Source organism: Cupriavidus nantongensis (assembly GCF_001598055.1).
In the GTDB taxonomy this organism is placed as follows: domain Bacteria; phylum Pseudomonadota; class Gammaproteobacteria; order Burkholderiales; family Burkholderiaceae; genus Cupriavidus; species Cupriavidus nantongensis.
Window position 1 is genome coordinate 173,240 of sequence record NZ_CP014844.1, and the last position, 22,450, is coordinate 195,689.

General features: G+C 70.1%; 16 protein-coding genes. 7 read left to right on the forward strand and 9 right to left on the reverse strand.

The genetic code is table 11. The features are described from left to right. Positions 1-130: 130 nt before the first annotated feature. Positions 131-787: a TetR/AcrR family transcriptional regulator gene (locus A2G96_RS00780; protein ID WP_062795894.1), complete on the forward strand. Its 657-nt coding sequence runs from the start codon at positions 131-133 to the stop codon at positions 785-787. Here A2G96_RS00780 and A2G96_RS00785 read toward each other — a convergent pair whose 3' ends face one another. The 5 genes from A2G96_RS00785 to A2G96_RS00805 all read right to left on the reverse strand — a co-directional run bounded on the left by A2G96_RS00785 (position 788) and on the right by A2G96_RS00805 (position 11,415). Beyond that, entirely contained in the window at positions 788-1,741 is a 954-nt protein-coding gene (locus tag A2G96_RS00785; protein ID WP_062795896.1) for a delta(1)-pyrroline-2-carboxylate reductase family protein, read from the reverse strand. Between the two features lie 86 nt (positions 1,742-1,827). Then, positions 1,828-4,053: a penicillin-binding protein 1C gene (gene pbpC, locus A2G96_RS00790; RefSeq protein WP_062795898.1), complete on the reverse strand. Its 2,226-nt coding sequence runs from the start codon at positions 4,051-4,053 to the stop codon at positions 1,828-1,830. Beyond that, positions 4,050-4,754, reverse strand: a complete 705-nt coding sequence (locus tag A2G96_RS00795) for a lysoplasmalogenase (protein ID WP_062795900.1) — start codon at positions 4,752-4,754, stop codon at positions 4,050-4,052. The genes pbpC and A2G96_RS00795 overlap by 4 nt, the downstream gene beginning before the upstream one ends. Next, entirely contained in the window at positions 4,751-10,822 is a 6,072-nt protein-coding gene (locus tag A2G96_RS00800; RefSeq protein WP_062795902.1) for an Ig-like domain-containing alpha-2-macroglobulin family protein, read from the reverse strand. The genes A2G96_RS00795 and A2G96_RS00800 overlap by 4 nt, the downstream gene beginning before the upstream one ends. A gap of 107 nt (positions 10,823-10,929) precedes the next feature. Then, positions 10,930-11,415, reverse strand: coding sequence for an Lrp/AsnC family transcriptional regulator (locus tag A2G96_RS00805; RefSeq protein WP_018005022.1), 486 nt, complete (start codon positions 11,413-11,415; stop codon positions 10,930-10,932). 170 nt (positions 11,416-11,585) lie between these two features. Between A2G96_RS00805 and phhA the strand changes: the two genes are divergently transcribed. The 4 genes from phhA to A2G96_RS00825 all read left to right on the forward strand — a co-directional run bounded on the left by phhA (position 11,586) and on the right by A2G96_RS00825 (position 15,643). Further along, positions 11,586-12,515 (forward strand): phenylalanine 4-monooxygenase, encoded by a 930-nt coding sequence (gene phhA, locus A2G96_RS00810; protein ID WP_062795904.1) that lies wholly within the window; start codon positions 11,586-11,588, stop codon positions 12,513-12,515. A gap of 187 nt (positions 12,516-12,702) precedes the next feature. Further along, positions 12,703-13,002, forward strand: coding sequence for a 4a-hydroxytetrahydrobiopterin dehydratase (locus A2G96_RS00815; RefSeq protein WP_026164049.1), 300 nt, complete (start codon positions 12,703-12,705; stop codon positions 13,000-13,002). A gap of 155 nt (positions 13,003-13,157) precedes the next feature. Continuing rightward, positions 13,158-13,862 (forward strand): response regulator transcription factor, encoded by a 705-nt coding sequence (locus A2G96_RS00820; RefSeq protein ID WP_012354320.1) that lies wholly within the window; start codon positions 13,158-13,160, stop codon positions 13,860-13,862. 152 nt (positions 13,863-14,014) lie between these two features. Beyond that, positions 14,015-15,643, forward strand: coding sequence for a sensor histidine kinase N-terminal domain-containing protein (locus A2G96_RS00825; RefSeq protein ID WP_417926427.1), 1,629 nt, complete (start codon positions 14,015-14,017; stop codon positions 15,641-15,643). A 25-nt stretch (positions 15,644-15,668) separates the two neighbouring features. Here A2G96_RS00825 and A2G96_RS00830 read toward each other — a convergent pair whose 3' ends face one another. Further along, the gene (locus A2G96_RS00830) at positions 15,669-16,184 is read right to left on the reverse strand and encodes an SET domain-containing protein (RefSeq protein WP_012354323.1); all 516 of its coding nucleotides are present in this window, start codon (positions 16,182-16,184) and stop codon (positions 15,669-15,671) included. A 1,172-nt stretch (positions 16,185-17,356) separates the two neighbouring features. On the opposite strand from A2G96_RS00830, the gene A2G96_RS00835 reads away from it, so the two are divergent. Both A2G96_RS00835 and A2G96_RS00840 read left to right on the forward strand, forming a co-directional pair. Next, positions 17,357-17,635: an HU family DNA-binding protein gene (locus tag A2G96_RS00835; protein ID WP_012354324.1), complete on the forward strand. Its 279-nt coding sequence runs from the start codon at positions 17,357-17,359 to the stop codon at positions 17,633-17,635. A 241-nt stretch (positions 17,636-17,876) separates the two neighbouring features. Continuing rightward, positions 17,877-18,887 (forward strand): DUF2272 domain-containing protein, encoded by a 1,011-nt coding sequence (locus A2G96_RS00840; RefSeq protein WP_062801989.1) that lies wholly within the window; start codon positions 17,877-17,879, stop codon positions 18,885-18,887. Between the two features lie 75 nt (positions 18,888-18,962). On the opposite strand, the gene dinB is transcribed toward A2G96_RS00840, so the two are convergent. The 3 genes from dinB to A2G96_RS00855 all read right to left on the reverse strand — a co-directional run bounded on the left by dinB (position 18,963) and on the right by A2G96_RS00855 (position 22,299). Further along, positions 18,963-20,042 carry a DNA polymerase IV gene (dinB, locus tag A2G96_RS00845; protein ID WP_062795908.1) on the reverse strand — a complete coding sequence of 360 codons (1,080 nt, stop codon included), beginning with the start codon at positions 20,040-20,042 and terminating at the stop codon, positions 18,963-18,965. A 64-nt stretch (positions 20,043-20,106) separates the two neighbouring features. Continuing rightward, positions 20,107-21,012 (reverse strand): EamA family transporter RarD, encoded by a 906-nt coding sequence (rarD, locus tag A2G96_RS00850; RefSeq protein WP_062795910.1) that lies wholly within the window; start codon positions 21,010-21,012, stop codon positions 20,107-20,109. Between the two features lie 150 nt (positions 21,013-21,162). Continuing rightward, positions 21,163-22,299 (reverse strand): TRAP transporter substrate-binding protein, encoded by a 1,137-nt coding sequence (locus A2G96_RS00855; protein WP_062795912.1) that lies wholly within the window; start codon positions 22,297-22,299, stop codon positions 21,163-21,165. Positions 22,300-22,450: the final 151 nt, after the last annotated feature.

Below are 22,450 nucleotides of genomic sequence, written 5' to 3' on the forward strand. Positions count from 1 at the left end.
TTCATGACATTGTGCTGAACGTTCAGTACAATTCCGGAGTTTGCTGGCAGACCTCGTCTACTGTCAAATAGACCCTGGCCCAGGTCCGACCTGCCGCCGACCTTGTGTCGCCCTATCTATCGCCGCCCCCATGCCCCCGACCCGCCAGTCCGCCGAGCCCACCGAGCCCCCCGTAGTGCCCACCTCCCCCGCCCCGGTCGCCAGGAACCGGCGCGGGCTGGAAACGCGCGAGCGCGTGCTCGCGGTCACGCGCGGGCTGATCAGCGCGCATGGCTACGCCGAGGTGACGCTCGACCAGATTTCCGCCGAGGCCGGCGTGGCCAAGAGCAGCCTGCTGTGGCATTTCGGCAGCAAGGAGATGCTGCTGGCGGAGGCCGCCACCAGCCTGTTCCGGCAGATCGGCGAAGAACTGGGTGCCGAGCCGCACCGCGGCAGGACCGCGGCGCGGCGGCTCGAGAACAGCTTCGACCGGATCGCCGACTATCTCAGCGCCAATCCCGAGGCCAAGGGCGTGGTGCTGTCGCTGCTGTTCTCCGGCAGCGTGCCGGCCAGCGTGCGCGAGGAAATCCGCCGCAGCTGGGACAGCCATGTGCAGGACCTGGTCGCGGCGCTGTCGGCTCCCGGCCGTCCGCTGCCGGCACCGATGGCGCGCCTGATGATCGCCACCATCCACGGCTGCTACTGCCACTGGTACGCCAGCGACCGCAGCGAACCGATTGCCGACTTCCTGGCGCCGGCGCGCGAGCTGTTCGGCGACTGGCTGCGCGAGCGCGACCGCGAGCGCTGATCAGGCGCGGCTGACGAGCACGCACGCGGCCAGGTCCCACAGCGCATAACCCACGCTCTTGAACACCAGCGGGCTGCCGGCGCGCGCGCGGATCGCGTCGGCCTGCAGGATCGCGCTCTCGAACGGCTGCACGGCGGCCCAGTCGATGCCGGCCTGCAGCAGGTCGCCGGCCTCGTCCTCGATGCCGAACAGGGTATCGGCCAGCAGCCGGCCATGGTCGGCGGCGGCATGGCACAGCGCCGGCGGCAGCTCGCACATGTCGGGCCGGAACGCGCCGACCGCGGCAATGAAGTGATGGTCGCGCCAGAGGCCGCTGTCGAGGTCCGGCAGCACCGGGCTGCGGCTCGACGTCACCGTGACCACCATCGACACGCGCGGCAATACCGCCGCGACCGACTCGGCCACCTGCGCTTCCACGCCCAGCGTGCGTGCATGCGCGGCGAGCGCCTCGGCCTTGTCGCGCGTGCGCGAATGCAGCCACAGCCGGCGCACGCCCAGCCCGGCGACGAAGGCCTCCAGGTGCGTCAGCGCCTGCACCCCCGCGCCGACGATCAGCAGCTCGCCATCGGGGCGCGCGGCAAAGCGCTGCGCCGCCAGCAGCGACACCGCCGCGGTGCGCCGCCCCGTCACCGTGGGTCCGTCGAGCATGGCGATGCGCGCGCCGGTATGCGCGTCGGCCACCACCACTTCGCCGAGGATGCTGGGCAGGCCGCGCTGCGGGTTGCCGGGATGCACGGTGATGTTCTTGGTCATCACCAGCTCGCGGTTGCGCGCGGGCATCACCAGCAGCGTGCCCGCGCCCTGCAGCGCATCGCCGACCGGCAGCGCGATGCGCGGCGGCGCCATGGCGGTGCCGTCGCGCAGTTCGGCCAGCATGTCGGCGATGGCTTGCGCCAGTTCGGGATAAGGCAGGCGCGCCGCGGTGGCGGCGGCATCGAGGGCAACGAGGGACATGCGCGGGCTCCGGCGGGATATGGTGCGAGATGGCGAAGCGCCATTATTGCCCACGCCGCCCACCCTGGCCGCGGCGCGGGCTTGCCTCAGCGACGGGACGTGGGCACGGGCGCGCGCACCGAAGCGCCGCGCACTTCGATGCCGATGCGGTCGACCACCTTGCCGGCGGCATCGAGCAGCTCGACCTGGTGGCGCCCCGGCCAGGGCAGCCACGCCACCTCTCCGCCCCGCCCCAACGGCTTGCCGTCCATGCGCCAGATGACCGCGCGTGCCGACTGGCCAGCCACGCCCTGCGCATGGAACCACACCCGCTGCGCCGCCGGCGGCATGTCGGGATCGAGCGCAAACACCGTGCCGTCGGCCGGCGTGGCGATCATGGGCGCGCCCGGACGCGCGGCGGGCGCCGCCACGCTGACGTGCCGGACCGCGGTGCCAGCCAGGAACACTTCATCGCGCGCGGGCTCCAGCCCGTCGTGGAAGCGCAGCGCCACGCGCTCCACGCCGGCAGGCATGGCCGGCGCCTGGCTGGGACGCGCGCGGTGCAGGACTTCCATCACGTCGTGCCACACCGGGGCCGCGCCCGACACCCCGGACACGTCGCGCATGCTGGCGCCGCTGGCATTGCCGACCCACACGCCCACGGTGTAGTGCTGCGACCAGCCGATGCACCAGTTGTCGCGCATGTCCTTGCTGGTGCCGGTCTTGACCGCGGTCCAGAAGCGCGTGGTGAGCGGGCTGTCGAGGCCGAAGGTGCGGGCGCGGGCGTGGCGGTCTGACAGGATGTCGGCGATCACGTAGCTGGCGCCCGGCTGCATCACGGGCTTCGCCGCCACCGCCGGCGCCCCTTGCCGCAAGCGCGGTGGCGCGTAGTTGCCGCCATTGGCCAGCGCGCGATAGGCATTGGTCAGCGCCAGCAGCGACACATCCGCGCTGCCCAGCGCCAGGCTGTAGCCGTAGTAGTCGCCCGCCTCGGTCAGCGGCAGCCCCAGCGCCACCAGGCGCTTGTGAAAGCGGTGCGGGGTCACCATCACCAGCGTGCGCACCGCCGGCACGTTCAGCGATGCCGCCAGCGACGCGCGCAGGCTGACCCAGCCGGCATAGCGGTGGTCGTAGTTCTGCGGCACGTAGAGCCCGCCGCCGACCGGCAGGTTCACCGGCCGGTCATCGAGCAGCGAGGCCGCGGTCAGCCGCCTCTCTTCCAGCGCCTGCTCGTACAGGAACGGCTTGAGCGTCGATCCCGCCTGGCGCAGCGCCGCCGCGTGGTCCACCTGCGCGGCGCCTGACAGCGCGCCGGACGAGCCCACGTAGGCGAGCACGTCGCCGCTGGCGTTGTCGACCACCACCACCGCGCCGTCCTCGACATTGCGCCCCGCCAGTTCGCGCAGGTGCCGGTCCAGGCTGGCCACGGCAGCGCGTTGCAGGCGGGCGTCGAGCGTCGACGCGATGCGCGCCGGCATCGCGGCGCCGGCCGGCAGCTGCGCGCGGGCCTCGCTGACCAGGTGCCGCGACAGGTGCGGCGCCAGCTGCCTGAACCCCGCCGACGGCGCGGCCGCCGCGGCGCGCTGCGCCACCGGGCCGGTGCGCAGCAGCGCCAGTTGCGCAAATCCTTCCAGGCCGTCGCACTCGCGCGGCAGCCGCATCTCGCGCAGGATGCCGCAGGCGCGGCTGGCCACCTGCGCGGCGCGGGCATTGGGCGCGCGCACCAGCGCCACCGCCAGCGCCGCTTCGCGCGCATCGAGGCCGTCGGGATATTTGCCGAACAGCACCTGCGACATCGCCGACAGCCCCACCAGTTCGCCGCGGAACGGCACCAGGTTCAGGTAGGCCTCGAGGATCTGGTCCTTGCTCCAGCTACGCTCCAGCACCGCGGCGCCGGCGGCCTGCCCCAGCTTCTGCGTCAGGCTGCGCCCCTGCCCCGGCGCGCCCGGGCGGCGCAGGTCTTCATCGAGCAGCCCGGCCAGCTGCATCGTCAGCGTGGAAGCCCCGCGCGTGCGCGTGTTCCACAGGTTGGCCCAGGCGGCCGCGGCCACGCCGTGCCAGTCGACGCCGCTATGCGCATAGAAGCGCCGGTCCTCCGACAGCACGATCGCCGTGCGCAGCGCGGGCGAGGTGTCGGCCAGCGCTACCCAGTCGCCGCGGCGTGCGCGGAAGTCGTCGCGCACGCGGCCGACCGGCTCGCCGTCGCGGTCCAGCACCACCACGTCGGCACTGCGCCAGTCGGCGCGCACTTGCGCGAAGCTCGGCAAGGCCGCGGCCGGCGTGGACCAGGCCAGCGCCGCCGCCATCGCAACCAAAGCCAGGCGCGGTGTCATGGCTGCTTGCGTCCCGATACCAGGCCCGCGACCAGCAGCACCTGCGCCGCGGCGTAGGTCCACCAGATACCCAGCTGGAACGATTCGAACGGCACCAGGAAGCGCGCGATGCCGATCATCAGGTCCGACGCGGCAAAGCACAGCGCGCCCAGCGCCGCCAGCGGCGTCGGCAGGCGCGCCACCAGCGCGCTGCACACCATCGCGGCGAGCACGCCCACGTACAGCGTCACCGGCACGGCGAGCGTGCCGAGGTTGGGCCAGAAGCGGCCCAGCATGGTGCCCGCCACGCCGAGCATGGCGCCGCAGGCAATCAGCCGGTGCGGGCGGGTGTCGCCCGCCAGCGGCACCAGCAGGCGCAGATAGGCCAGGTGCGCCAGCAGGAAGGCGCCGAGCCCGCCGACGAACGAAAACGACAGCGTCGGCAGCGCCAGCAGGAAATCGCCCAGCGCGGAGCACAGCAGCGCCGTGACCAGCCAGCGGCGCTCGCCGGGCACGCGATGGAACCACGCGGCGCGCGCCAGCAGCACCGCCATCGCCGTCTTCCATGCCGGTTGCATCGCGATATGCCCGGTCAGCGGCGCGCCGTCGGGCAGGTCCAGCGCCACCTGCACCAGCAGCGCGCCATAGATGAGGCCGGCCATCGCGCCCGCGAGCCACCACTCGCGCACGCGTGCCGGCATCATCGCGGCAAGCCAGCTCATGGGCGCGCCCCGACCGCCAGCCGCGCATTGGGCGCCACGCCGAACACGTCGGGCGCGTACATCGCCTCGACCCGCGTGGGCGGCAGCGCGAAGTCGCCGGCGTTGTTCAGCCGGACCGTGTATTCGACCGAGACCTTGCCCTTGGGCAGGTAGCCGAAGTACTCGCGGTACGCCTGCGGCGTGCGCTCGATGTAAGCCGGCCACGCCGCGCCCTGGCGCCGCTCGCCGCGCGCGGCGATGGCCGAGTCACGGCCGAGGCCGCTGCCGAGGATGGTGGCGCCGGCGGGTACCGGATCGCTGACCACCACCCACGTCATGTCGGCCTGCGCATCGATCTCCAGCTTGACGCGATAGACGTCGCCGCGCGACCACTTGCCGGGCAGCGCCTGCTCCTGCGGCGTCACGGTGCGCTGGATGCGGTAGCCCGCGGCCAGCGGCGCGGTCACCGGCACCGCCGCCATGGCGCGCACCGTGGCCCACGGCTGGCCCGCGCCGACCTGTTCCACCTGCAGCGTGCCGCCGTCGGCCCCGGCCGGCCACGGCAAGTCGATGCTGCCCTGCGCCACGCCGTCAGTACGCTGCGCGCGCGCCCAGTCGAAACTGCGCGCGGCGTCAGCAGCATGGCTGATGCTGGCCCGCGTGGTGCCAGCCACCGGCGTCTTCTCGAACGCCTGCGCAAAGCGCGTCACTGCCAGCATGCCCCAGGCATTGGCGGTGGTGGTGCCCCAGGCGCCATGCACCTGGCGTCCCAGCAAGCCAGTGGCCAGCTGCGGCGCATCTTCCTTCCAGCCCGGCAGTTCCGACGCCAGCGCCAGCAGGCGCGCGGCATTGACATCGCCGCCGGCCATCATCCACCACCAGTTGTCGTTGCGCTCGGTGGAGAACGCCAGCCGCGTGCCCTGCACCGTCAGGCGCGAGCGCAGCAGTTGCTGCGCCTCTGCCAGGCGCTGTTCGCGCTGCGGGATGTCGTGCACGCGCGTCAGCAGCAGGGTCCAGTCCAGCAACGCGGAGGTCGGCCATTGCGCCGGCAGGATCTGGATCGACCCCAGCATGCGCGCCTGCGCATGGCCGGTGCGCGACAGCGCCTCGAGCGCGGCCAGCTTGCGCACCTCCAGGTACTGCGTGCCGCCCACCGGCGACCAGCTGTCGCGGCGGATGCGGCCTTCGACGAAGTCGGTCAGGCCGCGCTCCATCTGCGCGCGCTGCGCATCGGGAATGCGCAGCGCCTGCCCGGCGCGCGCGGCCTCGTCGGTCACCGCCAGCAGGTAGGCGGTCAGCACTTCGCTGCCGTAGTCGCTGTCGCTGTTCAACGGGAAGTACGAGGCCAGGCCGTTGGCATCGAGGTAGGACGGCAGCTGCGCCATCAGCGCGTCCCACGCGGCGCTGTCGTTCAGGCCGATGGCCTTCGACGCGCGCTGCTCCAGGCAGGTGAACGGATAGTTGCGGAACCACTCGCGCACGCCCGGCATGCCGCCCGCCAGCGACGACTGGAAGTCGACCTGCACCCCGCCGCGCACCTTGCCGGCCGGATCGGCCAGCGCGCCCGGCGGCGCCTTGACCGGGATCCACAGCGACGGCGCCACCTGCGCCAGCGTGGCCTGCTGCACCGTGACCGGCACCGCCGGCACGATCTGCTGCGACACCTTGATGCGGTCGGAGGCGCCCCCGGTGCCTTGCTCGCTCGCCTGTACATCCCACATCACGGTGCCGGTGCGCGCGTAGGCCAGCAGCGCGGGCGCGGTTACGTCCCAGCCAATCTCGCGCGCTTCGCCCGCGGGAATCTGCACGGTCTGCGCCGGCAGCCCGCTCTCGTTGCCGAGCAGCGTGCCGCGCGCGCTGGCCTGCACCGTCATCGCACGTTTGGTGGTATTGCGCAGCGTGAACATGGCGCGGTAGCGGTCGTCCTCGCGCACCAGCGGCGGCAGGCCGGAAATCACCTGCAGGTCCTGGGTCGCGGCAATGGTGGCGCTGCCGGTGCCGAAGCGGCCCAGGCCCAGGTCCGCCACCGCGACGATGCGGAAGCTGGTCAGCGAATCGTTGAGCGGCACCTCGACGCTGGCCCGGCCCTCGGCGTCGAGCTGCACGCGCGGATTCCACAGCAGCAGCGTGTCGAACAGTTCGCGCGTCGGGCTCTTGCCGCCGCCGCCGCCCGCCGGCACCGCCTTGCGCCCGTAGTGGCGGCGCCCGATGATCTCCATCTGCGCGGTCGAGGTTTCGACGCCGTAGCCGCGCCGCTGCAGCATCGCGTCGAGCAGGTCCCAGCTGGTATTGGGCATCAGCTCCAGCAGCGCCTGGTCCACCGCGGCCAGCGCCACTTCGCCGTTGGCGGCGGGCTTGCCGTCGGGCAGCCTGACCTGGATCGCCACGCGCGCCTTGCCGCGCACCGGGTAGCTGGTCTTGTCCGGGGTCACGGCGACATCGAGCCGGTGGCCGGCATTGCCGACGCGGATCTCCGCCAGCCCCAGCCGGAAGGCCGGCTTGGACAGGTCGACCAGCGCGGTCGGCGCCGCATACTCGCGCCCTTCGCTGCGGAACGCGCGCCACCACTCGCCCGGCTGGCGCCAGCCCCAAGTAAAGAACGAATACCACGGCACCTCGTGCAGGCGCCCGCGCAAGGCCAGCACCGACACGTAGACGTTGGGCCCCCACTCCGGCTTGACCTGCACGCGCACGGTCGGATCGCTGCCGTGCAGTTCCACCACCTGGGTCTGGTAGATGCCCTCGCGCTCCACCGCCACCAGCGCGGTGGCGTGGCGGAACGGCATGCGCACCTGGAACACCGCGGTGTCGCCCGGCGCGTAGGACTTCTTCTCCGGCAGCAGGTCGATGCGGTCATGGTTCTCGCCGCCGAACCATAGCTCGCCCTGGCGCGTGACCCACACCGTGGTGGCGGCCTGCGCGGTGCGGCCGTCCTTGTCGCGCGCGCTCGCCACCAGTTCGATCTGGCCGGCCTGTTCCAGTGCCACCTCGCAGCGCGCGCGCCCCTGCGCATCGGTGCGGGTTTCGCACACGGTGCCGAGATCGCGCGTCTCGGTGCGGTTGTCATAGCGGTAGAAGCCGCCCACCACGCGCTTGCGTGCCGAGGTGGTGATGCGCGCGCGCGCATTGACCTTGACCGGCGCGTCCGCCACCGGCTTGCCGTTGACGTCGAGCACCACGCCATGCACCGCCAGCTTCTGCTTGACCGAGACCCAGTCGTCGGTGCGGATACCGGCTACCACCGCCGCCGGCCAGACCGGCACGGTCTGGCGCAGCGTCTGGATCTCGCCGTTGGGATCGGCAAAGCCGGCCTCGAGCACCAGGTCGCGCGGCGCGTCGGCCTTGGGCAGCTTGCGCAGCGTCACGCTGCCATTGCCGTTCTTGTCCAGCGTCAGCGGCAGCTTGTCGGCGACCAGCTGCTGGCCGTCGGCACTGGCGTCGCCCTGCTGGTCGTCGTCCATCTCCTCGTCGCCGCCGCTTTCGCGCTGCGCGCGCGGCGGGTTGAACGAGAACTCATCGTAGCCGGGGAAGCTGACGTGTTTGTCGCGCAGCAGCGCGGACACGCGCACCGGCAGCCCGGCCGCGCCGCCGCCGGACAGATAGTGGATCTCGACCCCGACCGGCAGTTCGGCCGGCGCCACCACCGGCCCGGCCTTGCCCGCCACCTGCAGCGTGCCGGCCAGCACCGGCAGCCGGAACGCTTCGACCCGGAAGCTGCCGCTGGTGTAGCTGCGCGCGCCGCCGTCGTCCTGCGCGCCGTCGCCCTTCTGGGTCTCCAGCTCGACCGTATAGATCCCGAGCTTGGCCGCTGCCGGCACCTGGAAGGTGCTTTCCGCGCTGCGCCCGCCGGTTGCAGTCTGGCGCCATTGCAGCGGCAGCTCGTAGCTCTGGCCGCTGCCTTCATGGCGGATGGTCACGCGCGTCGGCAGCGGGCGGCTCGCCGGCGGCAAGGCAAAGCCCTGCGCGGTCTCGGCGCGGATCAGGTGCTTCATCGACACGGTTTCGCCGGCGCGCAGCAGGGTGCGGTCGAAGATGGTGTGGGCGCGCACGGTGGGCGTGGCGCTGGTGTCGGTCGGCACGTTGAAGCGCCAGCTTTCGATGCCGCGGTTCCAGTCCGACATCACGAAGGCCATGTCGGCCTTGCCGCGCGCCTGCGGGTGCGTGGCGGCGATGCGGGCGGAGACGAAATAGCCCGACAGACCGTTCTGGTCGCACGCGCTCTCGGGTGCCGCCGCCAGTCTGGCAAAGCGCGCCACGCCGCTGGCATCGGTACGGCCTTCGCCCAGCAGGCGTCCGCTGCAGTCGCGCACCGCCACCGCGGCGTCGCGCACCGGCTTGCCGTCGTCGAGCGCGGTGACCCAGGCCACCGCGCTGCGGCTGCCATCGTCTTCGTTGCCGGTGCTGCGGCCCAGCTTGAAGTGCACACCCAGGTTGGTGACCAGCGCCGCGGTGCGCACGTACATCGGCGCGCGCTTGCCCAGCAGCGCCTCGCCCAGCATCGGCGAGGCGATCTCGACCACATGGAAGCCCGGTTCCGGCAACGGGATGCCGACCACCTCGAACGGCCGCGGCGCATCGCCCGACGGCTTGGGCACCGCCAGCTTCTGCACGCCCGGGGCCCGCTCGAGCAGCGACACCGAACGGGTTTCGATCGAGACCGCGTTGCGCGGATTGTTGACGCGGTACGGCGAGCGGCCCGCCAGCACGGCGTCGAGCTCGCCGCGCGTATAGCTGGCCTCGTGCAGGCGGCGCACCAGGCCCAGCCACTGCATCACGGCGGCATCGTCGTCGACGCGCAGCTTCATCACGGTGCCGGCCCGGGCCTGCACGCCGCGCACGGCAAGGTCGGCTTCGACATTGCGCAGCGTCACCGGCAGCAGCGGCGGGTAGTCTTGCGCCGACTTGCCGCGCGGCAGCTCGCCGAAGCGCTCGACCACGCCGAACGGCGCCGCGGCAAACTTGGCCAGCGGCGGCATCGCGGCGGTGGCCACCTTGAGCGGGAACAGGTCGGCATTGGCCAGCGCGCGGCCGCTGTCGTCCTGCAGCTTGCGCGGCACTTCGATGGTGAACTGCGCCTTCTCGGCAAACGGCGCGGCAAAGGTGAGCGCGCTGACGCTGGCGTCGGGCGCCAGGTCGGGGTCGAACTGCGGCGCGCGCGGGCCCGACGGGGTCTTCAGCACCACGCTTTCGGCCAGCTTGCGCGGCACCGGCGCGGAGAACGTCACCGTCATCGGCCGCAGCGGCGTGCAGGGCGACTGCGCGTGTTCGCGTTCGCAGCTGAAGCTGGCGGTAAACGGCTCGCGCACGGTGTAGTCGAAGCGGCGCTCCTCGCGCGTGGCGACACCGGACGGCGTGGCAATGCCCGCGCCCAGCACCAGCTGCACGCGCGCCGCGGCCGGCAGGCGCTGCTGGCAGGCAAGCAGGTGCACCGCGTCGGGCATCGGTTTGGCGAGGCGGTCCCAGCGGATCGCCTCGAGCACGGCCTCGCGCTCCTTGCCGGCCAGCAGCCGCACCGGGATGCGCTCGCCCAGCCCCTGCGCCTGGCACCAGGCGTGCTCGCGCACCGAGGCCGCGGTGGCGGCGCCGTTGAAGCGCAGCGCGAAGACCTGGTCTTCCTCGATCTCGCCGCCGGAGGGCCGGCTCGAGACCACGGTCGGCCCGCCGGTCTCGAAGCGGTATTCCGCCTTGCCGGCATAGGCATTGCCGGCCTCGCTGCGCAGCCCGGCGCGCATGCGCACGGTGCAGCGCACGCCCGGCGGCAGGTCGCTGGCGAAGTCGTAGACCCAGTTTTTGGCGTCGATCCAGCGCGCCTGGCCGCTGGTGCTGGCGCCGGTACACGAAACCGCCGCGGGTGCAGTGGCCTGGACATCGCCCATCGGCACCATGGCTTCATCGAAGCGGATCGCCACCTGCCGTACCTGGCCGACCGTGCCTTCCGGCGAAAAACGGCTCACCTGCGCGGCCAGCGCGCCGCCGCTCAGGCCGACCAGCGCGGCCACCAGGGCCACCGCCGCGGATACCCCCGCCAGGTGCGATTGCTGTAGCGAACTGCCAAGACCCCGATCGGCTCGAGCGACGATTCCCTTCATCCTGCCATCCTCCGTTCCCGCCACGTCTGCGGCACCCGGCGAGGGTGACACGCACGCCACAAGAGCGCAAGGCCGGCACGCACCGGCCAGGCGCTGCGGCAAGCGTTTCAGCGCAGGTGCGACAGCGGCAGCGGCCCCTCGCACTTGATCGCAGTCAGCACGATGTTCGACCGCACGCTCTCCACGCCCGGCACGCGCATCAGCCGCTTCATGGTGAATTCGGCCAGCGTGGGCAGGTCCGGCACCACCACGCGGATCAGGTAGTCGGCCTCGCCGGCGACGGAATAGCACTCCTGCACCTCTTCCAGCAGCAGGATCTCTTCGCGGAAGCGCTCGATGATGGTGTCGCCGTGATGCGCCAGCTTGACGCTGACAAAGACCACCACGCCCAGCCCCAGCGCCTGCGACGACAGGCTGACGCGATAGCCTGTGATGACGCCGTCGGCTTCCAGCCGCGCCAGCCGGCGCCCGACCTGGCTGGGTGACAGGTGCACGCGCTCGGCCAGCTGCTGGTGCGTGGTGCGGCCGTCGGCCTGCAGCGCGCTCAGCAGGGCCAGGTCATACGCATCGAGGGAAACACTGTGAGCAGCCATACACAAATCCCGCATATCTCTTTCAATCAATGCGCATTATATGCATGATCCATCGAAATCAAGCGGACTATGCGGACAGATTGCGGCCTCCCACGCCTAAACTACGCAGTAAATCCGCATCCATGCTGGCGCCGACGCAGCCAGCGCGCAATCCAGGAGACGCACACAACATGTCCATCGCCACGGCCACCGAAGCCCCCGGCGCCTTCCAGGGCACCCTGACCGACAAACTGAAGGAACAGTTCGACGCCGGCCTGCTGTCCGGTCAGGAACTGCGCCCGGATTTCACCATCGCCCAGCCGGTGCACCGCTACACCAGCATCGACCACGCGATCTGGCGCAAGCTGTACGAGCGCCAGGCCGAGATGCTGCGCGGCCGCGTCAGCGACGAATTCCTGCAGGGCCTGGCCACGCTCGGCATGGAAAAGGACCGCGTGCCGGATTTCGACCAGCTCAACGAGACCCTGATGCGCGCCACCGGCTGGCAGGTGGTGGCCGTGCCCGGGCTGGTGCCCGACGAGGTCTTCTTCGAACACCTGGCCAACCGCCGCTTCCCGGCCAGCTGGTGGATGCGCAAGCCCGAGCAGCTCGACTACCTGCAGGAGCCGGACTGCTTCCACGATGTGTTCGGCCATGTGCCGCTGCTGATCAACCCGGTGTTTGCCGACTATATGGAAGCCTACGGCAAGGGCGGCCTGAAAGCGGCGGGACTGGGTGCGCTGGAAATGCTGTCGCGGCTGTACTGGTACACCGTCGAATTCGGCCTGATCCGCACCCCGCAAGGGCTGCGCATCTACGGCGCCGGCATCGTGTCGAGCCAGGGCGAGTCGATCTACAGCCTTGATTCGGCCAGCCCCAACCGGATCGGCTTCGACGTGCGCCGCATCATGCGCACGCGCTACCGCATCGACACCTTCCAGAAGACCTACTTCGTGATCGACAGCTTCGAGCAACTGTTCGACGCCACCCGCCCGGACTTCGCGCCGCTGTACCAAGCGCTGCGCGAGCAGCCGACGCTGGGCGCGGGCGACATCGCCGAGGGCGACCAGGTGATCAACGCCGGCACCCGTGAAGGCTGGGCCGATACCGACGACATCTGATCCGGGTCCCGCGCGCAAACCCCGGGGCGGCCTGCCACACCGCTGCCCCGCCCTGCCCCATTCCCCGCTTTGTGAAACAATGCCGGCATGCCCGCCGCCCCGGCGCGGGCGGGCCGGCTGTCCGCATGGTGCGAATCGTCCGCACTGCGCGACCTTCGTTTTCTTCAAGATCCAGATCGAGCCCACCATGACCCCTCTGTCCCCGCAAGCCCGTGCCACGCTGCTCGCCGAACTGCCCGGCTGGACCACCGTCGCCGACCGCGATGCGATCTTCAAGCGCTTTACCTTCCACGACTTCAACGCCGCCTTCGGCTTCATGACGCGCGTGGCGATCCAGGCCGAGAAGGCCGACCACCACCCGGAATGGTTCAACGTCTACAACCGGGTCGACATCACGCTGTCGACGCACGATGCCAACGGCCTGACCCAGCGCGACATCGACCTGGCCCACTTTATCGAGCGCGCCGCCGACGCGGTGACCAACTGACCCGGCGCCCGCGGCGGCGGCTGTAGGCTAACCGTAAGGAAGCGCGGGACGGCGCCGGGTACAATCTGCGGCAGGCCCATGGCACCGTGTGCGCCGTGGGCCGCGTGCCCTGCCTCCCTGCCTGCCATGCCCAACGTCCTTCCCGAGCTGCCGCCATGCGTATCCTGCTGATCGAGGACGACCGCCAGATTGCCAGCGGCGTCGAAGCCGGCCTGTCCCGCGCCGGCCACCAGGTACGCGTCGTCCACGACGGCGTCTATGCCACCGAACACCTGCTGCGAGAGCAGCACGACCTGGTCATCCTCGACCTGGGCCTGCCCGGCATCGACGGCATGACGCTGCTGGCGCGCTACCGCGCCCGCAACCGCACCACTCCCGTCATCATCCTGACCGCGCGCGACGAGCTCGAAGACAAGCTCTCCGGCCTGAACGCGGGCGCCGACGACTACCTGATCAAACCCTTCGCCTTGCCCGAGCTGGAAGCGCGCGTGCGCGTGCTGCTGCGCCGCAGCCAGCACGGCGAGGCCGCGCCCGAGCGCGACGTGCGCCTGGGGCGGCTGCGGCTGTCCGGCAACGACCGTCGCATGTTTATCGACGCGCGCCCGCTGGAGCTGTCGCCGCGCGAGTTCGCGGTGCTCGAGCTGCTGCTGCAGCGCCAGGGCCGCGTGGTCAGCAAGGCCCAGCTGCAGGACCACCTGGCCACCTTTGCCCACCCCGCCGGCGAGGGCGGCGATACCGTCGGCGACACCGCGATCGAGGTCTACGTGCACCGCGTGCGCAAGAAGCTCGAGGACAGCGACGTAGAGATCGTCACCGTGCGCGGCTTCGGCTACCTGCTGCAGATCCGCGCCGGCCAATGACAGCGTTGCTGCCGCTTGCGCCGCCCGGCGCCCGGTCCTGATCCCCGGCCCAGTCCCTGGCCCAGCCGGCAATGTGGCCCCGCTCCCGCACCTCCTCCGGTACCGCGTCCCGCGTCTCCTGGCGCACCGCCTCGCGCATTGCCACGCGCAATGTGCCTCCCGCCGCCGCCGAAGCTGACACCGGCGGCGCCGCGCCCGCATCGACGCGCCAGGCCGCCCGCCCCGGCTCCAACATCAGCCTGCGCGTGCACCTGCTGCGCGCGCTGGCGACGCCGCTGTTCGCGCTGGTGCTGACCAGCGGCTCGCTGTCCTACTGGCTGGCGGCGCACTACACCACGCAGGTGTTCGACCGCGCGCTGTACGGGGTGGCCAACAATATCGCCCAGCAGATCCGCATCGCCGGCCCGCGGCTGGAGCAGGACATCCCGATGATCGCGCAGACGCTGGTCGAGGCCGAGGGCACCGACCGCATCTACTGGCGCATCCACGGTCCCGACGGGCTGATCGGCGGCATGGATACCTGGCTGGGCTACGGCACCGGCCAGACCACGCTGCACGATGCGCGGCTGTTCTACGCGTGGTTCAGCGGACGCCAGGTGCGCGCGGTGCGGCTGCCGGTGATGCTGCCCAGCGCCGCGGTCGACGAGCTCGGCACCAGCGAGGCCGGCAAGCCCGCGCGCGGGCCCATCGTGGTGGAAGTGGCGGAGCTGCTGGACCGGCGCGAGACCGCCGCCAACGAGATCCTGCTATCGGTGTCGGTGCCGCTGATCCTGCTGCTGCTGGTCGGCAGCCTGATCCTGTCGCACGTGCTCAAGGAAGAGCTGGTGCCGCTGCAGATCCTGGCCGACAAGCTCAACCGCCAGACCGCGCGCTCGCTGGCGGCGCTGGACGAAACCCAGGTCCCGGCCGAGGTGGCGCCGCTGATCCGCGGCCTGAACGCGCTGCTGGCGCGGCTGCGCGACGCGCTCGACGCGCAGCGCAAGTTCATTGCCGATGCCGCGCACCAGCTGCGCACGCCGCTGACCGCGGTCAAGCTGCATGCCGACCGGGCCCAGACCGCCGATTCGCTGGAAGTGGCCCGCCATGCGCTGCGCGAGGTGCAGACCGCCGCCGACCGCGCGGTGCGGCTGTCCAACCAGCTGCTGTCGCTGGCGCGGGCCGAGCCCGGGCTGTCGCTGGAGCGGCTGGGCCCGGTGGAACACTTCGACCTGGCCGAGCTGGCCTTTGAAATCGGTGCCGAATGGGTGCCGCAGGCGCTGGCGCGCCGCATCGACCTGGGCTTCGAGATCCTGCCCGGCCCCACCTTCACCGGCAGCACGCCGGCGGTGGTGCGCGGCAACCGGTTGCTGATGCGCGAGGCGCTGTCCAACCTGATCGACAATGCGGTGAAATACGTGCCGTCGGGCGGGCGCATCACGGTGCGCGCCGGCGGCGAGGCCATGGGCCACCGCGGCATGGCGGTGGTGATGGTCGAAGACAACGGCCCCGGCATCCCGCCGCAGCGGCGCGAGGAAGTGTTCAAGCGCTTCTTCCGCGGCGACCGCGCCCCCGAGCCCGGCGGCCGCGGGGACCAGGCGGGCGGTGCCGGCCTGGGGCTGGCCATCGTGCATGAGATCGTGACCCTGCACCACGGCACCATTCGTATCGAAGACGTGCCGCCAGCGCCGGGCGCAGCAGGCGCGGCGACACAAACCTCCACCACGGACACCACGCCCGAGCGGCGCGCGGTGATGCGCTTCGTGATCCGGATCCCCTGCGAGCCCGCAGGGTCGGTGGCCTGAACCCGCTGCTGCGCGAGCGGCGGCCTTACTTGGCCTTCTTTTTCTTTTCCTTCGGCGCCAGCATGGTGCCGCGGCATTGCGGGCTGCCGCAGCGGCACTCGAATTCCTTCTTCAGCTTGGCGGTATAGCGCGCGTCGATCACCAGGCCGTAGTCATAGAACAGCTCCTCGCCCTGGGCAATATCGCGCAGCGCGTGGATAAAGACGCGGCCCTTCTTTTCGCGCGCCTCGCAGTTGGGCTCGCAGGCGTGGTTGATCCAGCGCGCGCGGTTGCCGCCGTACTTGGCGTCGATAACGCTGCCGTCGTCCAGGCTGAAATAGAAGGTGTGGTTGGGGTCGCTGGGATCGTGCGGATGGCGCTCCAGCGCCTTCTTCCACGAGATGTGCTCGCCTTTGTATTCGATCACGCGCTCGCCCTCGGCAATCGGGGCGATGGCATAGACGCCCTTGCCGTGCACGCCTGACTGGCGCACCTCGATCCGGTCGCTCGCCGTTTTCTTGCTGCCCTCGCCCGCTGCCTTGCGCTTTGCCTTGTCCGCCATTTGCCTTTCCGTGCTTTCGCCTGTTGTGCCTGGGTCGTGGCCGGTGCCGGCCGCCCGGCGCGATCGGGGATGATACCGGGGCCACCGCGACACGTATACGTGGCAACGCTGCCGTTCGTGGCTGCAGCCGGTACGAAAGACGTATACACCCCCTCCCCGCCGTGTCGCCGCACCCGGTATACGCCGCGCCCGTTTACCACCCCGCGTGTGGATAACCCCGCCCCGATCTGTGGACAAGCACGCGGATTGGGTGTGGGCTGCCTGGGGCTGGCATGGGGATGCCTCGGGCATAAGTCGGAGGGGGTCCGGCTCGCATCTCATCCTTTGGGTGGAGTCTTCCACTTCGGCCAACACACGATGAGACCACTTCTCGTTTACGTAAACCGTTGAAGGCAAAGACGTTTACGGGGTTTTCCACAGCGGCCGCGGGTGTTTACCTACTACTACTATCTGTATACATGAAAGAAAAAGGTAAACCGAAAGAACGACCCCGGGCCCGCGGCATCATCCGAAAGGCGACAGGCGGAAACGGCGGGTTTGCGAGAGACTTTCTGTTTGCCCGTGCGGGCGACGCGTATACCGGTGACGTATACCCCACGACGTATACCGACCAGCGAGACCGCTTTCGCTGCGGTATACGCGGATGCCGGCGGATCACGGTTCAGTGAGGTGGCCGAGGGTCCCATGCATACGCCGAATAACGCCGGGCAAGACTGGAGGTGGCCCGGTCCAGGCCATGCACCATAGTGCAGCTGGAAGCATTGCAGCCCCACAGCGCCTCCAGTCCGTTCAGGAGCTCCGGGGTGCCCAGACCCTCTGAGCGGATCTCGAGGCTGTCAGCGGCCTTCTGGAGGCGCCTGGCATGCGGGTATACCGTGCTACATCGATCGCGGCAGCCACGCCGCGTGGCGTACAGCCTTTGCCGCGCAGTTGCCGCGCATTTGCCATTTACGCCGCGATTCCGCCTACGGCGGCCCCCCTTCCAGCAAGCGCGATTTGCCTCCAGCCCCGTGCTGGCGCGGCCTTGCGCAAACTGCCAGGTAACAATCTGTTCCCGGTGCGCCTTGTCCGACACGGTATCATGTGGCCCGCGGCGTCTTTGCCGGAGCGGTGCCAGCCTGGCCGCACGGCCGCGGACGCCTGTGTTTTATCAACTCGATACGGAGTGAAGCATGACGAAAACCGAACTGATCGACGCTATCGCAGCCGGGGTGGACGGTCTGACCAAGGCCAAGGCGGAACAGGCACTGAACGTGACCCTGTCGGCCATCATGGACGCAGTGGCCAAGGGTGACACGCTGAGCCTCATCGGCTTTGGCACGTTCAGCAAGGGCGAGCGTGGCGAGCGCATGGCGCGCAACCCGCGTACCGGTGAAGAGATCAAGGTCGAAGCCGCCAAGACCGTGAAGTTCAAGGCTGGCCAGAAGTTCAAGGACGCTGTCAACCAGTGATCCTGACGGGCTGCACTGCAGAGCCCGGCATTGCCTGACCCCGCCATGCCGCTGCCCCGGTGCCCAAGGGCGCAGGCGCGCGCCAGGCGGGGGACGTTATCCACAGTCGTGATCTGAATATCCTGCAGTATCCGCCGCATCGCCCGCTCAGCGCCTGGGCGATGGCGCGCCAAGTCTTCCAACAGGCGTCCAGCCTTGGCCAGAACTCGCCATGCCGGGCGCCGTGCCACGTGGGGCCGACATGTTTGCCCGTCCGCAGCGCCGCAGATCTCCACAGCGTTATGCACAACGCTTTCCACAGCCGATTCCACAGCGTTCTCCACAGGCGTGCGCACCGCTGCGCGCCGCCTGCGCAGCCGCGGCGCTGGCGTTGCTGAGCGCCTGCACCACCGTTATCGAACCGGCCCGGCCGCAGGCGCGGGCGCTGCCGGACAGCGAGCGGCCGGTGACGAGCCCGGGCGCCACGCCGCGCGAGCGCATCGTCGAGATTGCCACCCAGGAATGGGCCCGCTGGGGCGGACAGGTGGTGCGGCTGGGCCGCGACGACACCTCTTGCGTGACCTACAGCCCGGTGCCGGCGCCGGAATTGCCGTCCGAGCTGCCCCCCGAGCTGCCGCTGGCGTCCCCGACCGACGCCGCAGCGCCCGCCGTCGCCACCACCGATACCGAGTCCAAGACCAACGGCAACCCGCCGCCGGCAGCCAGCTGTCTCTCGTTCCCCGATGGCACCGGCATGGAGGCCACGCCGCTGGGCTGCACGCTGGCGCGCCGCTACTGGGGCATCGTCGGCGAAACGCCCAGCTGCAGGCAGGTCACGCAGGGCGCCTGGGCGTGGTCGGCGGTCTTCGTGTCATGGGTGCTGCGCAAGGCGGGGCTGGACGAGCGCCAGTTCCTGACCGGCCAGTCGCACTCGATGTACGTGGTCGACGCCCGCGACGGCATCCTGCCGCGCCCCGCGTTCCGCATCGAGCCGCTGCCGGCGATGCCGCGCCCCGGCGACATCATCTGCGCCGGCCGCGGCCGCGACCGCTATCTCGAGGACATCGCCGAGATCGGCTTCGGCACCACGCCGATGCATTGCGACATCGTGGTCGCCGTGGATCCGGCCGCGCGCGTGGTGCGCGCCATCGGCGGCAATGTCCAGCAATCGGTATCGATGGAAGAGATCGAGCTGGGCGACTCGGGCCGGCTCGACGGGGTCACGAACTCCCACATGCCCTGGCTGCTGGTGATGCGTAACGAGCTGCAGTAAGCCGGTTTATCGATACGATTTATCTACATGCGCTCAGTGCGTCATTGCTGATAAATCGTACAAATAAACTGGCGATCAGTCGAACAACTCGAGCTGCGCGGTATCCCGGTCGCTGGTTCCCACGCCAACCCCCAGCAGCCGCACCGGCAGGCCCCGGCGCGCATGGCCCTCGGACAGCAGCCGCGCATAGACGCCGCGGTCCGGGGCATGGCCGCGGCATTCCACCGTGGTCTGGCGGAAATCCGAGAAGCGCAGCTTTACCGTGAGCTTGTCGATGGTGTCGTGCGCCTGGGCGCGCGCGATGCGCGTCTCCAGCATGGCGATCAGCGGTTCCAGCTCGGCCAGGCAGGCCTGCAGGTCGGGCAGGTCGTCGGCATAGGTCTCTTCCACGCTGATCGACTTGCGCTCGCGCTCGGGCGTGACCGCGCGCTCGTCGATGCCGCGGCACAGCTTGTACAGCCGCGCCCCGAACACACCGAACTCGCGATGCAGGCGGTCCGGCGACCACGGCCGCAGGTCGCCGCAGGTCTCGGCCCCGAGCCGGCGCAGCTTGGCCGCGGTGACCTTGCCCACGCCATGGATGCGCTCCACCGGCAGCGCGGCGACGAAGGCATCGACCGCGGCCGGCCTGACCACGAACAGGCCGTCGGGCTTGTTCCAGTCGCTGGCGATCTTGGCGACGAACTTGCTGGGGCCGACGCCGGCCGACACCGTCACCCCGACTTCCTCGCGCACGCGCTGGCGGATCTCTTCGGCGATGCGGGTGGCGCTGCCGGCATGGTGCGTGCACAGGCTGACATCGAGGTAGGCCTCGTCCAGCGACAGCGGCTCGACCAGCGCGGTGTATTCGCGGTAGATCGCGAAGATGCGGCGCGAGACCTCGCGGTACTTGTCCATCGCGGGGCGCACGATCAGCAGCTCCGGGCAGCGCTTGAGCGCCTGCGCCGACGCCATCGCCGAACGCACGCCATAGGCGCGCGCCTCGTAGTTGCAGGTGGCGATCACCCCGCGCCGGTCGGGCGCGCCGCCCACGGCCATCGGCCGGCCGCGCAGCGACGGATCGTCGCGCATTTCGACCGAGGCGTAGAAGCAGTCGCAGTCGCAATGGATGATCTTGCGCTGGACCGCGGCACTGGCGTCAGGCGGGGCGGACATGGGGGCCGGGATGGGGAGCGGCTATCTTTCGATTGTCAGCGGGACGAATGGCCGATATCGATTTTCATGTCGTCTCATTGATCGATTGGATGCCGGCAGGCTTCTGCCGCGCATTCATCCACAACCCTTCGGCCGCATACAAGGCCAGCGACAGCCAGATCAGCGCGTACCCCACCTGCTTCTGCGCCGGGAACGGCTCGTGCCACAGCCACACGCCCAGCAGCAGTTGCAGGGTCGGGCCGGTGTACTGCAGCAGGCCCAGCAGCGACAGCGGAATGCGCCGCGCGCCGGCGGCAAAGAACAGCAGCGGCACCGCCGTCACCGGCCCGGCCAGCAACAGCAGCCACTGCGTACCCGGCGCTGCGTGGGTAAAGCTGTCCTGGCCGGTGGCGAACAGCCAGCCCAGCGCCGCCGCGGCGAGCGGGAACAGCAGCAGCGTTTCCAGCGACAGCCCTTCCAGCGCGCCCAGCGCACCGGTCTTGCGCAGCAGCCCGTAGCCGCCAAAGCTTGCCGCCAGGCCCAGCGCGATCCACGGCAGCTGCCCCGCCGCCACCGTCAGCCAGGCCACGCCGGCCGCCGCCACCGCGATCGCCAGCCATTGCACCCGGCGCAGGCGCTCATGCAGGAACACCACGCCCAGCAGCACGCTGAACAGCGGATTGATGAAATACCCCAGGCTGGCGTCGACCACGCGGTTGGCCGACACCGCCCAGATATAGAGGAACCAGTTGGCGCACAGCAGCGCCGCGCTGGCGGCAAACGACAGCAACGGGCGCCGGTCCCTGATCACCTGGCCCAGCCACGCCCACTGGCGGCGCCAGGCCAGGATCAGCCCCAGGAAGACCAGCGACCACACCATCCGGTGCAGCAGGATCTCCGTCGGGGCGATGCCGGGAAGCGACTTGATATAGAGCGGGAGCAGGCCCCAGATGAGGTACGCCAGCAGGGCGTAGAGAATGCCGAGTTGCATAAGGTTTTCCGATCGATGCCGGCGATTCTACCGGGGCCGCGCCATCCCCGCCGGCGCGCACCGCGTGCGGCCGCCGCCAACAAAAAACCCCATGCTCCCGGAGGACCATGGGGTTTTGCGGCGGGCCCGGCTGCCCGGGCGCCAAGCGGCTTACAGCTTGCGCGCGAAGCTGAACTGGGCGTAGCCCTGCTCGGCCACGTTGAACCAGGCCGCCTGGTTGTTGCGGAACACGCGCCAGTCGTCGTAGATCTTCTTGAACGACGGGTTCTTCGCGGTTTCGTCGGCGTAGGACTCCTGGGTCGCCTTGAAGCAGGCCTCCATGATCTCCCTGGAGAACGGACGCAGCTTGACGCCGTTTTCCAGCAGACGCGCCAGCGCCTGCGGGTTGACCGTGTCGTACTTGGCCATCATATTGGTGTGCGCCTCGATGGTGGCGGTTTCCAGCGCGCGCTTGTACAGCGCCGGCAGCTTCTCGAACTCGCTGGCCGAGGCGTAGAACGACAGCTGCGCGCTGCCTTCCCACCAGCCCGGGTAGTAGTAGAACGGCGCTACCTTGTAGAAGCCCAGCTTCTCGTCATCGTACGGACCCACCCACTCGGCCGCGTCGATGGTGCCCTTCTCCAGCGCGGGGTAGATGTCGCCGCCGGCAATCTGCTGCGGCACCACGCCCAGGCGCGACAGCACCACGCCGGCAAACCCGGCGATGCGGTACTTCAGGCCCTGCAGGTCGGCCACGGTCTTGATTTCCTTGCGGAACCAGCCGCCCATCTGCGCGTTGGTGTTGCCGCCCAGGAAGTTGACGACGTTGTATTCCTTGAAGAACTCGCGCATCAGCTTCATGCCGTTGCCCTGCATCATCCAGGCGTTCTGCTGGCGTGCGGTCAGGCCGAACGGGATGGTGGTGTCGAAGCACAGCGTCGGGTTCTTGCCGAAATAGTAGTAGCCGGCGGTGTGGCCGATCTGCACGGTGTTGTTCTGCACCGCGTCCAGCACCTGCAGGCCCGGCACGATTTCACCGGCGGCAAAGACCTTGATGTTGAACTTGCCGTCGGTCAGTTCCTTGACGCGGGCCGACAGCAGCTCGGCACCGCCGTAGATGGTGTCGAGCGACTTGGGAAAGCTCGAGGCCAGGCGCCATTCCACGGCCGGGTTGCTGCCCACTACGGCCGGCGCGGCCGGACCGCTGGCGGCGACCGGCGCTGCCTTCTCTTCACCCTTGCCGCACGCGGCCAGTGCCCCGGTGGCAGCCACGGCCGACGCTTTCAACAGAAAGGAACGACGTTCCATCTCCACTTCTCCTCTTATAGATATTGATTCGGATGCGGGCGCCGGCCTGCATGAGGCCGCGCGCCAGACCGTGACGCACCGGCCGCCGGGGTACGGCGGCCTGCGCAGCGCAGTGCCTGTGGCGAACGGGCACGGCGGCGTGCCCTGCAGG